Below are 14,523 nucleotides of genomic sequence, written 5' to 3'. Positions count from 1 at the left end.
AACCGGTAATCTCCGATCGTCATGTGTCCCGCGACGAATGGCTGAGGATGTGACGAGGCTGCGGCACAGCGGCCCGGCGAGGGCCGGCCGGTTCGCCAACCGCGCGCTGCTCGCGGCGGTCGCCACCGCGCTGTCGGCCGCCGTCGCGGTCGTGCCCGCCGCCGCCGTGCCGGTCCACGCTCCCGCGTTCGGCACGCCGGTGGCCCACAACCCCGACTCGGCGCGACGCGCCGACCAGGTCCGCGACGAGCAGTGGCAGCTCGACAAGCTGGGCGCGCGGACGGCATGGCGTACCTCGACCGGGCGCGGCGTCGTCGTGGCTGTGATCGACTCCGGGGTGGACGGTTCCCACCCGGACCTGACCGGTCAGGTGCTGCCCGGGCTCGACCTGGTCGCGCCGAACGGGGCGACCGAGGCGGATCCGGTCGGGCACGGCACCACGGTGGCCGGCCTGATCGCGGGGCGCAACGACGACCGCCGTGGGGTGGTGGGGCTCGCGCCGGACGCCCGGATCCTGCCCGTGCGGGTGCTGGACGCGGAGAACCGCTACGACGACGCGCTGATCGTGGCCAAGGGTGTGCGATGGGCGGTCGACAACGGCGCGAAGGTGATCAACCTGTCGCTCGGCGGTAACGGCGACAGCGCGGCGCTGGCAGCGGCGATCGACTACGCCTTCGCCCGGGACGTGGTGGTGGTCGCCTGCACCGGAAATCTCGCCACCTCGCCCGAGGCGAAGGTGTGGTATCCGGCCCGCGAACCTGGCGTCATCGCGGTCTCCGGCCTGGAGCGCAACAGCGACAACCTGTGGAGCGGCGCGATCACCGGCCGCGCCACGGTCCTCACCGCACCCGCCAGCGGACTGGTCGGCGCACGTCCTCCGGGTGGCTACTGGCGGGTGCAGGGCACCAGCTTCGCGGCACCGCTGGTCGCCGCCACCGCCGCCCTGGTGCGGTCGCGCTACCCGCAGATGTCCGCCGGAGACGTGGTGAACCGGCTCCTGGCCACCGCCAGGGACATCGGGCCCACCGGGCGGGACGAGCGGTTCGGGTACGGTCTCGTCGACCCGGTTGCGGCGCTGACCGCGGAGGTGCCGCGGACGTACCAGAACCCGTTGGACGACAACGACCCGCCCGGGGTGACCGGCTTCGGTCCCGCGCCCGGCTCCGCGACCACGGCTGATCCCGATGCCGAGCAGCTCGGGCTGACCGGGTCCCGGCAGGAAACCCAGTGGCGGGCCCGGGCCGCCGGTTCGCAGGACGACGCCGGCTCGGAGCGGCTCTGGATCGGCTCGGCCATTTTCGTCGCGCTGCTCACCGGAGCGGCGCTGATGGTGCGCCGGTTCCGGCAGTCGCACCGCTGACCGACCCCGGTCGACGTAAGGCGCGGCAAATTCCGCGCAACCTCGCGAGGCGGGCCCGGCCAGCGGGGTACAACCATCGCCGTGGACACCTTCGAACGAGTCGACCCGGCATCGCCCGCCGGCCCGGATGGTGTCGGACGGCGGGACGACCGGCCAGGTGTGCGGCCGGCCCACACCGTTTCCGGCATGTTGCTGGTCGTGCCGTTCGCGCTGCTCGCCACGCTGGTGCTGGCTGACTGGCCGCCGCTGCGTCGGCTCGACCTGGCGATCACCACTCACCTGCACGGGTACGCCCTGGACCACCCGGTCTGGGCCCGGGCGATGAGCTTCTGGACCGACGCTTTCGCGCCGATGCCCCTGCGGGCCGTGGCGCTGATCCTGGTGATCTGGCTGGCCCGCGACGGTGCGCGGCGGCTCGCCGGCTGGGTCGCCAGCACCATGGTGCTCGGTGGCCTGCTCGGGCCGTTGCTCAAACTGCTCGTCGGCCGGCAGCGACCGGATCTGCCCGACCCGGTGGCGCAGGCGCCCGGTCTGGCCTTTCCGTCGGGCCACGCGCTTAACGCGACGCTCGCCGCCGGGATCCTGCTGGTGGTGTTCCTGCCCCGGACCAGGCACCGTTCCGCGACCCGCGCGGCGGTCTGGCTCGGTGCGCTGACGATCGCCCTGGTGACCGGGTTCAGCCGGGTGGCGCTCGGCGTCCACTGGAGCAGCGACGTGCTGGCCGGGTGGCTGCTCGGGGCGACGGTGGTCGTCGCCACCGCCACCGCGTTCGCCGTCTGGTCCCGACGCCGGTCAGGCTGACCCCACGTCAGGTGCAGTCGCCGGTGTCGGTGCCCCGGGTGCGTTCGGCACCGGCCAGCGCCACCGGTCGGGCCTCGGCGGCGGTGACCGCGAACCCGGTGTTCGGGTCGTCGGCCGCCGCCGCGAAGATCACCCCGAGCACCAGGCCGTTCGAGGAGACCAGTGGACCGCCCGAGTTGCCGCTGCGGACCAGAGCCCGGATCGTGTAGATCTCCCGGTTCACGTTCCCCGACGAGTAGATGTCCGGCCCGGTGATCCGGTCCACGTCGCGGATCCGCGCCGACTGGGCGTTGTACGGCCCGTCCAGCGGGAAGCCGAGCACGATGGCGTCCGCGCCGGTGGAGGCGTTGCCGGCGGCGAACCGCATCGACGGGCCGGGCAGCCCGGGCACGTAGAGCACGGCCAGGTCCCGGTCGGGGTCGTAGACGACCACCTCACCCTCGTACCGGTCACCGCGCAGTTCCACCGCGACCGAGCGGGTGCCGGCGACCACGTGCGCGTTTGTCATCACCCGGTCGTCGGCGTACACGAAGCCGGACCCCTCGATCCGGCGCGAACAGCTCGGTGCCGACCCGAGCACCTTCACCACCGAGCGCTGACCCCTGCTCACCACCTCGGAGCCGGCGAGCGCCGGATCGGGCGGCTCGACCTGCCGGGCCTGGGTACGTCGCAGCCCGTCGAAGACATCGGGGAAGCCGTTGGTGTCGACGGTGTCGCGTAGTGCGGTGGAGAGCTGCTGGGCCTGGTCGGGCAGCACCCGGTCCACCACGTTGAGCAGCGCGCTGCTCTTCACGGAGGCGGCGAGCCAGGGCAGCGAGGAGGAGCCGAGCGGCACGGCGACCAGCCAGGCGACCAGCAGCACCGCGAAGAGCGAGACGAACGCGCCACCGACGTCGTCGGCCCGCCGTCCCACGTCACTGGCGATGGTGCGGCGCAGGTGCGATCCGAGCCAGCCGGCCAGTGCCTGACCCACCACGGCGAGGCCGAAGATGGCGACCAACGAGATCAGCACCCGGGTGCCGCTGTCCACGAACTGCTGAGCGAACATCGGGCCAACCTGCAGGCCGATCAGGGCACCCAGGAAGAAGCCGGAGAACGAGAGCACCCCGATGACGAACCCCTGTCGGTATCCGCTGATCGCGAACACGAGCATGAGCAACAGCAGGACGAGATCCACGGCCGACACGGCTCAAGCGTACGGGGCGAGGGCTCGCGCGAAGACGATCGCTTGCGGAAGGTGACGGTCAGATCAGCGCAGGGCGCTCTCGTCGACCTCGTCGGTGCCGGCCGACGGGGCGGGCGAGGCACCGACCGGCGGAAGATCGATAACTCGGCTGCGGGGCCACGGGCGGCTCCAGCCACCCATCTCCAGCAGTGCGGCCAGCACCCCGGCCGTGAACCCCCAGACCAGCATCCCGCGTACGGAGAAGGCGGGGCCGACCCAGCCACTCGAATGGCGTACCCGGACCCGGTTGTCCGGGTCGACCAGCTCGGCGATCGGCAGGCGGGCCACGTGTGCCACCTCGGCCGGCTCCCGGGAGTCCACCGGATGCGGTGCGTGCCACCAGGCCAGCACCGGGGTCACCACGAAGTCGCTTACCGGTATCCACAGCCTCGGCAGTTGGGCCAGCACGGTGACGCTTGTCGGGTCGAGCCCGACCTCCTCGTTCGCCTCGCGCAGCGCGGTGGCGGCGGCGTCGGCGTCCTCCGGGTCGGCCGCGCCGCCGGGGAACGCCGGTTGGCCGGCGTGGTTGCGCAGCGTCGCGGCCCGCTGGAGGACCAGCACGTCCGGGCCGGTGACGGTGTCCTCGCCGAGCAGCACCAGCACCGCGCTCTCCCGGCCGCCCCGGTCCGGCGTACGCAGCTGGGTGAAGTCCTCCGTACGCGCGGTGCCGAGCCGACCCAGCAGCGGCCCCAGCCAGCCCGGCGGCTGACGATCCGCTGGTTCGTGCACGCTCACGCCGACACCGTGAGGCCGAGGTGCCGACGGACGAGTTCGCCGAGGCGGGCGTCGTCCAGCGCGCCGGAACTGTCGATGTGCCGGATGCGACCCTGAGCGTCCACGAAGACGGTGAGCGGGACGGCGTTGCGACGCAGTGCCCGCTGCACCGCCTCGCCCTGGTCGACAAGCATCGGGAACCGTACGCCGAAGTCCTCGCCGATCGACTGGGCGCCCTCGCGGCTGTCCCGGCTGTTCACCCCGATGACCCGCAGCTGCCCCTCGGTGCGTTCGTGCAGCCGTTGGAAGGCGGGGAGTTCCTTGCGGCAGGGCGGGCACCAGGAGGCCCAGATGTTGACCACGGCCGGTCCGCGGAGATCCCGCAGGGCGACCGGGGCCCCACCGGTGAAGCAGGTAAGGGTCAACTCGGGCAGCGGGTCGCCAGTCGCCTCGCCGTCGCCCGACCCGGCCGGGCCGCCGGTGAGGGTGGCACAGTCCTCGAACGGGGACGGACGGGCGGCCGCCGTGCCCTGCCCGGCCGGTGCGGGGGCCTCGGAGTCGGTGGTGCAGGCGGTGGCGAGCAACAGCAGCAGGGGCAGGGTCAGCAGCGCGAGCCGGCGGTTCACGGTGCCTCCGCCTGAACCGCCTGCGCCGGCACCAGCGTGGGATCGACACCAGCGGCGGCCGCGAGGTCACCGGCGCGGGGGCCCTTGAGCAGTTTCGCGGCAGCGGCTGGTTCGGTCGGTCCGGTGCCGTACGAGGGGCAGAGCTTCGCCAGCGTGCACGCGCCGCAGGCGGGCTTGCGGGCGTGGCAGACCCGGCGGCCGTGGAAGATGATCCGGTGCGACAGCATGGTCCAGTCGCGCTTCGGGAACATCGCCCCGATCTCGTGCTCGATCTTGACCGGGTCGGTCTCGGTGGTCAGGCCCCAGCGCCGCACCAGCCGTTGAAAGTGGGTGTCGACCGTGATGCCGGGCACGTCGAAGGCGTTGCCGAGGATGACGTTGGCGGTCTTGCGACCGATCCCGGGCAGGGTGACCAGGTCGGCCAGCCGGCGGGGAACCCGGCCGTCGTAGCGCTCGACCAGGGCCTGGCCCAGTTGGATCAGCGAGTTGGTCTTGTTGCGGTAGAAGCCGGTCGGCTTGATCATCTCCTCCATCTCGCCGCGATCGGCCCCTGCGTAGTCCGCGGCGGTCGGGTAGCGGGCGAAGAGTTTCGGAGTGACCTCGTTGACCTTCTTGTCCGTGCACTGGGCCGACAGGATGGTGGCGACGGCCAACTCCAGCGGGCTGCGGTGGTCCAGCTCGCAGTGCGCGTCGGGATGCGTCTCGGTCAGCACGCGGCCGATCCGCCGCGCGCGACGGGTGCGTCCCAGGTCGGTCTCGGTGGCGCTTCTGGTCACGACGGCCAGCCTACGTCGCCGGTCCGACTGGCTCGGACGCCTGTGCCGCCGGAGATCAGTCCGCGTCGGGCGGGCTGATCTTTCCGGAGTCGGTGAACCGGGCTCCGGTCTCGGCGAAGTCGAGCTCGGTGAGGTCCCGGAGCAGCCCGAGACCACGGTCGTCGGGGTCGACCGTCGGCTTGCGGGCCCCGTCCATGTAGGTGGAGGTGAAGGAGCCGCCGGCCCAGGTACCGTCCGCTTCGAGTGACACCTTCAGCACGCCGCCCCAGCCGAGCCGACCGTTGTTGCTTAGCGAGTTGCCGCCGCCGGCGAAGTTGCCCAGGCTGTACGCGATCAGCCTGCCCTTGTAGAACTCCATGCCGCGCAGCACGTGCGGGCCGTGCCCGACGATCAGGTCGGCACCGGCGTCGATCATGGCGCGGGAGAACTTGATCGGGTCGCCCCGGTTCTCACCGAGGAACATCTCGGTGCCGGGCCGCACCCGCGTCATCTCCGACCCTTCGGCCCCCATGTGCACCTGCACCACGACGATGTCGGCCTGGCCGGCGGCCTTCTTGATCACCTTCTTCGCGGCGGGGATGTCGGTGAGGCTGTTCGACCACTGGTACGACGAGAAACCGGCGACGGCGACCTTGACGCCCTTCACCTCGACGACCGTGATCTGGTCGGGTGCGCCGGTGTGCTCCAGCCCGTGTTCCTCAAGCGCCTTCTGGGTGTTCTCGTAGCCCTTCGGCCCGAAGTCGTACCCGTGGTTGTTGGCCTGGTTGAGCAGGTCGAAACCGGCATCGGCGAGATGGGCGGCGTACTCCGGCGGAGCCCGGAACTGGAAGCAGCGGGTGGAGTTGGCACCGCACTTGCCGGTCCCGGTGTCCACCGTCAACGGCTCTTCCAGGTTGCCCATCACCAGGTCGGCGGCGAGCGCCTTCTTCACCGAGTTGAAGAAACCCTTGCCGTTGTTCGGGGGCAACCGATCGGGTGCCATGGCCATCACGATGTCGCCCGTGGCGGAGAGCGAGATCTTCTTGACCTCGGGGGCGGCCGATTCGACAGGTGCGCCCTCGCCGCCGCCCGTACCGGGCTGCCAGAGCGGCCCTTCGTCGGTGCTGGCGCAGCCGGCGAGGAGGAGGGCGGCAAGCAGCGCCCCCAGTGCGGCCAGGGTACGGCGGCGGGGTCGGGGCGCGAAGGGGGCGGCAGCGTACATCGTGCGCGACCCTACCGGGCGGGTATCGCGGAAACGACCGCCGATCGGGTGGGGAGATTCAGCCCTGGAGCCGATCCGACCATGGGACGACGGTGTCGCGGCCCACCGCCAGCACGGCGGCGTGCACCGCCCGAGCCAGCGGCGCCCCCCAGGTGGAGCGGGGTCCGCCGTAGGCGTTGACCGGACCGTCCGGTGGGCAGAGCACGGCGACCGCGTCCGTCGGCGTACCGGTGCCGGCCAGCCCCAGGTCCGCGATCGCCTGCGCCTTGGCCTCGGTTGCCGTGGCGACCGCGTTGACGAGTGCCGCGTCGCCGAGCCGCGCCGGAACGTACGCCACGATGTTCACCGTGCCGACCGACTGCGCCGGTGCCGCCACCGTGGGTGTCGCCGCCGGCACCGGAGTGCCCAGACCGACGGTGGCCCAGACCTGCACGCCGGTGTCGGTCCGCCGCACCACCTCGGCCACGTCGACCCCGGTCATCAGGCCCACGCCGGGCCCGTCCAGGCCGAACTCCCGGGCCAGCTCCGCCAGGTGGTCGGCGGGGTCGTCCCGGTCGTACGACATGGGCACCGTCGCGTTCAGCACCCACCGTCGTACGCCGATTCCACCGCCCAGCGGGGCGGAACTGACCGCCCGCAGCGGTCCCCCGGCACGCCAGATGAGCACCGGAATGTCACGTTCGTCCTCGCGCCGGGTGGTCAGCAGGGGCTCGGGCAGCACAGGGTGACCCTACGTCCGGGTGTCCGCCCCGCCGACCCCGGTCTGACCAGGCGCGGGATTCTAAAGGGTGATCACGACGGGCACGTTACGCCCAACGATCAAGATTCCAGGGGTGCACCTCTGATTACTGCTCACGTGCGCCTAGACTGGTCGGCGCGCGAGGGATCAGCGGACGGCGGACCCAGGCCGAGCAGACGGCACGCGCAACCGGAGGTGCGCGATGGACGAGGTACTGGCCCGCAGCGGGATCTTCCAGGGTGTCGACCCGGAGGCGGCCGAGGCGCTCGCCAAGGAGATGGAGACGATCGAGGTCCGCAAGGGCGAGGTCGTCTTCAACGAGGGCGAGCCCGGTGACAGTCTCTACATTCTGCTGTCCGGCAAGATCAAGGTTGGTCGTCGGGCAGCGGACGGACGGCAGAACCTGATCGCCGTGATGGGTCCGTCGGACATGGTCGGTGAGCTGTCACTCTTCGACCCGGGTCCGCGTACGGCGACCGCGACCGCGGTCACCGACAGCCGGCTGGCCCGACTGCGCAAGCAGGCGCTGCGCCCGTGGCTGAACAACCGCCCGGAGATCGCCGAGCAGTTGCTGCGGGTGCTCGCCCGCCGGCTGCGCCGGACCAACGACGCCCTCGCGGATCTGATCTTCACCGACGTGCCCGGCCGGGTGGCAAAGAACCTGCTCCAGATGGCGGGGCGCTTCGGCACCCGCGACGGCGGCGTGCTGCGGGTGACGCACGACCTGACCCAGGAGGAGATCGCCCAGCTCGTCGGCGCCTCCCGGGAGACGGTCAACAAGGCCCTGGCGGACTTCGCCTCGCGCGGCTGGCTCCGGCTGGACGGCAAGAGCATCATCATCCTCGACCCGGAGCGCCTGGCCCGCCGCGCCCGCGTCTGACCCTGAGTTCATTTCCTGCGCGGTGCCGACGGACCTCGTCGGCACCGCGCAGACGTTTGCGGCAACCTAAAAAGTCAGTCTTGACTGTTTGTTTCTTGGGCGGCAGGCTGTCCGCATGCCCGTCGCATCGACCCGCGTCCCTCAACAGGAACGCAGCCGAGTCACCCGGGCCCGGTTGCTGGAGGCGACCGTCGACTGCCTGGTCGAGCACGGCTGGTCCGGCACCACCACCACGGTCGTGGCAGCCCGGGCCGGCGTCTCCCGGGGTGCCCAGTTGCACCACTATCCGACCCGCACCGCCCTGGTCACCGCCGCCGTCGGGCACCTCACCGAACGGCGAGCGGCCGAGTTGCGGGCCGAGGCCGATGCCCTGCCGGCCGGTGCCGACCGGCTGGACCGGGTGGTGGACCTGCTCGCCGCCGCCTTCACCGGGCCCCTCTTCGTCGCCGCCCTCGAACTCTGGGTGGCCGCCCGCACCGACGCCGAACTGCGGGCCGCCCTGCTGCCGCTCGAAGCCCGGATCGGCCGGGAGATGCACCGACTGACCGTCGAACTGCTCGGGGTGGACGAGCGGCGCCCCGGCGTACGCGAGGCGGTGCAGGCCACCCTGGACCTGCTGCGCGGGCTCGGCGTGGCCAACCTGCTCAGCGACGACTCGACCCGCCGGGCCGCGCTGTTGCAGTCCTGGAAGACCCAGTTGACGGCGCTGCTCACCAGCGCGGAGACGGCATCCTGACCGGCCCAACCCGCCCGGAGGCACAATGGTCGACCTGACCGCCCTGCTCACGGATCTGGCCACCGAGTCCGCGCAGCTCGACACGCTCGTCGCGCCACTGCCGCCGCAGGAGTGGGAGCGACCCACCCCCGCGGCGGGCTGGACGATCGCCCACCAGATCGCCCACCTGGCGTGGACGGATCACGTGGCCCGGCTCGCTGCCACCGACGCCGATGCGTTCTACGCCTCGGTCACCTCCGCACCGGACCTGGCCCGGCTGGTCGACGACGGCGCGATCGCCTTCCTCGCCCCGCCCGACACGCTGCTGGCCCGCTGGCGGGAAGGCCGCTCCGCGCTCGCGGCAGCCCTCGCCGCCGCCCCCGCCGGGGAGAAGCTGCCCTGGTACGGCACCCGCATGTCGCCTGCCTCGATGGCGACGGCCCGGATCATGGAGACCTGGGCGCACGGCGAGGACGTGGCCGAGGCGCTCGGCGTCACCCGGCCCGCCACCGACCGGCTGCGGCACATCGCGTACCTCGGCTTCCGTACCGTCGGGCACAGCTTCGCCGCCCATGGCCGGCCGGTGCCTACGACACCGGTCCGGGTGGAGCTGGCGGCACCCGGCGGGAAAACCTGGGCCTTCGGCCCGGCGGACGCGGCCGACCGGGTGACCGGTCCGGCGCTCGACTTCTGCCTGCTGGTGACCCGGCGTCGGCACCGCTCCGACACCGCGCTGGTCGCCACCGGGCCGGTCGCCGACGGGTGGTTGGACGTGGCCCAGGCCTTCGCCGGCCCACCCGGCACCGGCCGCGCTCCACGAACGGCGATCCCGTGAGCACGCGGAACGCAGCACGGCGGGGCCCCGCAGCCGCGACCCGAAAGGGCTGTTGATGAGCGACGTGCTGCGGGTCGGCAACGCCTCCGGTTTCTACGGCGACCGGTTCTCCGCCTGGCGGGAGATGCTCGACGGCAGCGAACTGGACGTGGTGACCGGTGACTACCTGGCCGAGTTGACCATGCTCATCCTGGGCCGCGACCGGATGCGTGATCCTGATCTGGGCTACGCCAAGACGTTCCTCCGGCAACTGGAGGGCTGCCTCGGCGCCGCGCTCGACCGTCGGGTCACGCTGGTCACCAACGCCGGTGGGCTCAACCCGGCCGGGCTGGCCGCCGCGATCCGCGCCCTCGCCGACCGGCTCGGGCTGCCCGTCCGGATCGGGTACGTCGAGGGCGACGCCCTGGCCCGACCGGATGCGCTGACCGCGAACGCGTACCTTGGCGCGTTCGGCATCGCCGCCTGCCTCGACGCCGGGGCGGACGTGGTGGTGACCGGCCGGGTCACCGACGCCTCGCTGGTCGTGGGCCCGGCCATCGCCCGCTTCGGCTGGGGGCGCGGCGACCTCGACGCGCTGGCCGGGGCCACCGTCGCCGGGCACTTGATTGAATGCGGGGCGCAGGTCACCGGGGGCAACTTCAGCTTCTTCACCGAGCTGCCCGACGGCGGTCACCGGCCGGGATTTCCCGTGGCCGAGCTGCGTACGGACGGCTCGGCGGTGATCACGAAACATCCCGGCACCGGCGGCGCGGTCAGCATCGAGACGGTCACCGCCCAGTTGCTGTACGAGGTGGACGGGCCGGCGTACCTGGGCCCCGACGTGGTGACCCGGCTCGACTCGGTCCGGCTGAGCCAGGACGGTCCGGACCGGGTGCTCGTCAGCGGTGCCCGCGGCACCCCGCCGCCGGACACGCTCAAGGTGGGCGTCAACAACCTCGGTGGTTTCCGCAACTCGATGACGTTCGTGCTCTGCGGTCTGGACATCCCGGCCAAGGCCGCCCTGGTCCGAGAGCAGTTGACGGAGGCGGTCGGCCCGGACGGGCTGGAGTTCACGCTGGCCCGTACCGACCATCCGGACGCCACCGACACCGAGACAGCCAGTGCCCTGCTGCACGTGAACCTGCGCGACGGTGACCGGACGCGGGCCGGGCGGGCGTTCTCGGCGGCGGCGGTCGAGCTGGCCCTGGCCTCCTACCCGGGTTGCACCCTGACCACTCTGCCCGGCGACGCCACCCCGTACGGCGTGTTCACCGCCGACGCCGTGCGGCAGGACGCGGTCGTCCACGTCGCCGTGCTGCCCGACGGCACCCGGGTGCCGATCGACCCGCCGCCGGTGACCGAGGCCGTCGCCACCGAGCCGGCGGCCGAGGTGACCGGCCCGGCGGCGACAGGTCCGACCCGGCGCGGGCCACTGGGTGAGGTGGTGGGCGCGAGGTCCGGCGACAAGGGCGGCGACGCGAACCTGGGGGTCTGGGCGCGTACCGACGCCACCTGGGCCTGGTTGCGTGGCTGGCTCACCGTGGCGCGGCTGGCGGAGTTGCTGCCGGAGACCGCGCCGTTGACCGTCGAACGGTACGAGCTGCCGAACGTGCGTGCCGTCAACTTCGTGATCCGGGGGCTGCTCGGCGCCGGGGTCGCCGCCTCCACCCGGTTCGACCCGCAGGCCAAGGCCCTCGGCGAGCTGCTCCGATCCCGGATCGTCGACCTGCCCGCGGAGCTGCCGGCCGGACCCGCAGCCAGCACCGCGCCAGCGTCGACGACCCGACCGGTGCCGGGTGACGGCGAGGTGCGGTCATGACGATCGTGGACACTCCCGAGCGGCGGCAGTTGCGGGAGCTGACCCGCGCCTTCGTCACCCGGGAGGTGCTGCCGCAGCTGGCCGACTGGGAGCGGGCCGGCGAGGTACCCCGCGAGCTGCACGCGACCGCCGCGAAGACCGGCCTGCTCGGCATCGGCTTTCCCGAGGCGGTCGGCGGCAGCGGCGGCGACCTGCTCGACTCGATCATCGTCACCGAGGAGATCATCCGCTCGGGTGGCTCGTCGGGGCTGGTCGCTGCCCTCTTCACGCACGGCATCGCGCTGCCACACATGGTGGCCGCGGCCGGGGCCCGGTCGGGCGGCAAGCTCCCCAGGCCACCCGGTGACACCGTCGAGAGCGTCGACCCGACCGGCAGGGAGTACGACCTGATCGATCGGTACGTCCGGCCGACGCTGGCCGGGTCCATGATCGGCGCACTGGCCATCACCGAGCCGGACACCGGCTCGGACGTGGCGGGCATCCGCACCCACGCCCGCCTCGACGGTGACCATTACGTGGTCAACGGCGCGAAGACCTACATCACCAGCGGGGTCCGGGCGGACTTCGTGACGACGGCGGTCTGCACCGGCGTGCCGGGCAGTGGGGCGCTGAGCCTGCTGGTCATCGACAAGGGCATGCCCGGCTTCACCGTGGGGCGGCGGTTGGAGAAGCTCGGCTGGCACTGCTCGGACACCGCCGAACTCTCCTTCGTCGACGTACGCGTGCCGGTGGCGAACCGGATCGGCGAGGAGGACACCGGCTTCCTCGCGATCATGCAGCAGTTCGCGGCCGAACGCCTCTCCCTGGCCACCCAGGCGTACGCCATCGCGCAGCGCTGCGTCGAGCTGGCCACCACCTGGTGCCGCGACCGGTCCACCTTCGGCCGGCCCCTGGCGAGCCGGCAGTTGGTCCGGCATCGGCTGGCCGAGATGCACACCCGGGCCGAGGCCGCCCGGGCGTACGTGCACCAGGTGGCCGCCCGGGTGGCCGCCGGTGAGCCGGTGGTGACCGAGGTGGCGATGGCGAAGAACGTGGCGGTCGAGGCCGCCGACCGGGTCGTCGACCAGGCCCTGCAACTGCACGGCGGCTTCGGCTACCTGCGGGATGCCGAGGTGGAACGGCACTACCGGGACGCCCGGATCCTCGGCATCGGCGGCGGCACCACCGAGATCATGAACGAGATCATCGCGAAGGGCATCGGCCTGTGACCACACTCGACACCGCGATCGACCCGTCCGCGCCGGCCTTCCGCGCGAATCGGGACGCCCTGCTGGAACGCCTCGCCGAACTGGACGCCGCGCTCGACACCGCGCGCGGCGGCGGTGGCGAGAAGTACGTGGCCCGGCACCACCAGCGCGGCAAGCTGCTCCCCCGCGAACGCATCGAACTGCTGCTGGACCAGGACAGTCCCTTCCTCGAACTGTCACCGGTCGCCGCGTTCGGCACGGACTTCCCGGTAGGGGCCAGCGTGGTGACCGGGATCGGTGTCGTCGAGGGTGTCGAATGCCTGGTCGTCGCCAACGATCCGACGGTACGCGGTGGTGCGGTGAACCCCTGGTCGCTGGCGAAGACCCGGCGGGCCGGCGAGATCGCCCTGGCCAACCGGCTGCCGATGGTGAACCTGGTCGAGTCCGCCGGCGCGGACCTGCCCACCCAGGCGGAGATCTTCATTCCGGGTGGCCGGGTGTTCCGCGACCTGACCCGGCTCTCGGCCGAGCGGATCCCCACGGTCAGCGTGGTCTTCGGCAACGCCACCGCCGGCGGCGCGTACGTGCCCGGAATGTCCGACTACACGATCATGATCCGGGAACGTTCGCAGGTCTACCTGGCCGGGCCGCCGCTGGTGAAGATGGCCACCGGCGAGGACGCCGACGACGAGTCGTTGGGCGGCGCGGCCATGCACGCCACGAAATCCGGCCTGGCCGACTTCCTCGCCGCCGACGAGCGCGACGGCATCCGGCTGGCCCGACAGTGCGTACGCCGGCTCAATTGGCGCAAGCGAGGTCCGGCGCCGCGCAACCCGATGCCGCAACCGCCGAAGTACGACCCGGAGGAGCTGCTCGGCATCACCAGCGCCGACCTCAAGGTGCCGTTCGATCCGCGCGAGGTGCTCGCCCGGGTGCTCGACGGCAGCGAGTTCGACGAGTTCAAGCCGGCCTACGGCACCGCGCTGGTCACCGGCTGGGGTGAGCTGCACGGGTACCCGGTCGGCGTGCTGGCCAACGCGCGGGGCGTGCTGTTCAGCGAGGAGGCGCAGAAGGCGACGCAGTTCATCCAGCTCGCCAACGCCACCGACACCCCGCTGATCTTCCTTCAGAACACCACCGGCTACATGGTCGGCACCGAGTACGAGCAGCGCGGCATCATCAAGCACGGCGCACTGATGATCAATGCGGTGTCGAACTCGACGGTGCCGCACCTGACGGTGAACCTGGGTGCCTCCTACGGCGCCGGCAACTACGGCATGTGTGGCCGGGCGTACGAGCCGAGATTCCTGTTCACCTGGCCGAACGCCAAGTCGGCGGTGATGGGCCCGGCGCAGCTGGCCGGGGTGCTGTCCATCGTGGCCCGGCAGGCCGCCGCCGCGCGGGGCCGCGAGTTCGACGAGGACTCCGACGCGGCGATGCGGATGATGGTCGAGCAGCAGATCGAGTCCCAGTCCGGCGCGCTGTTCCTGTCGGGTCGGCTCTACGACGACGGGGTGATCGACCCCCGGGACACCCGTACCGTCCTCGGCCTGTGTCTGTCGGCCGTCCACAGCGGTCCGGTGCAGGGCGCCGACGCCTTCGGCGTCTTCCGGATGTGAGCGCGAGGAACGCAGCGAAGCGGAGTCCCGCAGTCGCGAACGAAAGG

General features: G+C 72.1%; 13 protein-coding genes and 1 pseudogene. 8 read left to right on the top strand and 6 right to left on the bottom strand.

Going from position 1 to position 14,523, the window contains the following annotated elements:
* Positions 1-37: 37 nt before the first annotated feature.
* Together mycP and ACFY2A_RS07525 are read left to right on the top strand one after the other, a co-directional pair.
* Positions 38-1,360, top strand: coding sequence for a type VII secretion-associated serine protease mycosin (gene mycP / locus ACFY2A_RS07530; protein WP_387169641.1), 1,323 nt, complete (start codon positions 38-40; stop codon positions 1,358-1,360).
* 110 nt (positions 1,361-1,470) lie between these two features.
* Positions 1,471-2,161: pseudogene (locus tag ACFY2A_RS07525) on the top strand (phosphatase PAP2 family protein).
* Positions 2,162-2,168: 7 nt separating this feature from the next.
* Here the strand turns inward: ACFY2A_RS07525 and ACFY2A_RS07520 are convergent.
* The 6 genes from ACFY2A_RS07520 to ACFY2A_RS07495 all read right to left on the bottom strand — a co-directional run bounded on the left by ACFY2A_RS07520 (position 2,169) and on the right by ACFY2A_RS07495 (position 7,424).
* A complete protein-coding gene (locus tag ACFY2A_RS07520) occupies positions 2,169-3,347 on the bottom strand; it encodes a MarP family serine protease (protein ID WP_387169639.1) in 1,179 nt (392 codons plus the stop codon).
* Between the two features lie 63 nt (positions 3,348-3,410).
* Complete coding sequence (locus tag ACFY2A_RS07515) at positions 3,411-4,115, bottom strand: CoA pyrophosphatase (protein WP_363918526.1); 705 nt, start codon at positions 4,113-4,115, stop codon at positions 3,411-3,413.
* Positions 4,116-4,117: 2 nt separating this feature from the next.
* The gene (locus ACFY2A_RS07510; RefSeq protein WP_363917886.1) at positions 4,118-4,726 is read right to left on the bottom strand and encodes a TlpA disulfide reductase family protein; all 609 of its coding nucleotides are present in this window, start codon (positions 4,724-4,726) and stop codon (positions 4,118-4,120) included.
* On the bottom strand, positions 4,723-5,502 hold the full coding sequence (gene nth, locus ACFY2A_RS07505; RefSeq protein WP_363917884.1) for an endonuclease III: 780 nt from the start codon (positions 5,500-5,502) through the stop codon (positions 4,723-4,725). The genes ACFY2A_RS07510 and nth overlap by 4 nt, the downstream gene beginning before the upstream one ends.
* 55 nt (positions 5,503-5,557) lie before the next feature.
* On the bottom strand, positions 5,558-6,703 hold the full coding sequence (locus tag ACFY2A_RS07500; RefSeq protein ID WP_387169636.1) for a CapA family protein: 1,146 nt from the start codon (positions 6,701-6,703) through the stop codon (positions 5,558-5,560).
* A 58-nt stretch (positions 6,704-6,761) separates the two neighbouring features.
* Entirely contained in the window at positions 6,762-7,424 is a 663-nt protein-coding gene (locus ACFY2A_RS07495) for an adenosylcobinamide amidohydrolase (protein WP_387169634.1), read from the bottom strand.
* Between the two features lie 220 nt (positions 7,425-7,644).
* On the opposite strand from ACFY2A_RS07495, the gene ACFY2A_RS07490 reads away from it, so the two are divergent.
* The 6 genes from ACFY2A_RS07490 (at position 7,645) to ACFY2A_RS07465 (ending at position 14,476) form a co-directional block, all read left to right on the top strand.
* On the top strand, positions 7,645-8,322 hold the full coding sequence (locus tag ACFY2A_RS07490) for a Crp/Fnr family transcriptional regulator (protein WP_013736306.1): 678 nt from the start codon (positions 7,645-7,647) through the stop codon (positions 8,320-8,322).
* Positions 8,323-8,437: 115 nt separating this feature from the next.
* Entirely contained in the window at positions 8,438-9,058 is a 621-nt protein-coding gene (locus ACFY2A_RS07485; protein ID WP_387169632.1) for a TetR/AcrR family transcriptional regulator, read from the top strand.
* Positions 9,059-9,083: 25 nt separating this feature from the next.
* Entirely contained in the window at positions 9,084-9,872 is a 789-nt protein-coding gene (locus ACFY2A_RS07480) for a TIGR03084 family metal-binding protein (protein ID WP_363917876.1), read from the top strand.
* A gap of 55 nt (positions 9,873-9,927) precedes the next feature.
* Positions 9,928-11,670: an acyclic terpene utilization AtuA family protein gene (locus ACFY2A_RS07475; protein WP_387169630.1), complete on the top strand. Its 1,743-nt coding sequence runs from the start codon at positions 9,928-9,930 to the stop codon at positions 11,668-11,670.
* On the top strand, positions 11,667-12,878 hold the full coding sequence (locus ACFY2A_RS07470; RefSeq protein ID WP_387169628.1) for an acyl-CoA dehydrogenase family protein: 1,212 nt from the start codon (positions 11,667-11,669) through the stop codon (positions 12,876-12,878). The genes ACFY2A_RS07475 and ACFY2A_RS07470 overlap by 4 nt, the downstream gene beginning before the upstream one ends.
* Positions 12,875-14,476, top strand: coding sequence for an acyl-CoA carboxylase subunit beta (locus ACFY2A_RS07465; protein WP_387169626.1), 1,602 nt, complete (start codon positions 12,875-12,877; stop codon positions 14,474-14,476). Before ACFY2A_RS07470 ends, ACFY2A_RS07465 begins: the two co-directional genes overlap by 4 nt.
* Positions 14,477-14,523: the final 47 nt, after the last annotated feature.

This window comes from Micromonospora sp. NPDC000442 (genome assembly GCF_042898635.1).
Classification (GTDB): Bacteria; Actinomycetota; Actinomycetes; order Mycobacteriales; family Micromonosporaceae; genus Micromonospora.
This window is presented reverse-complemented; position numbering and strand designations above follow the sequence as displayed.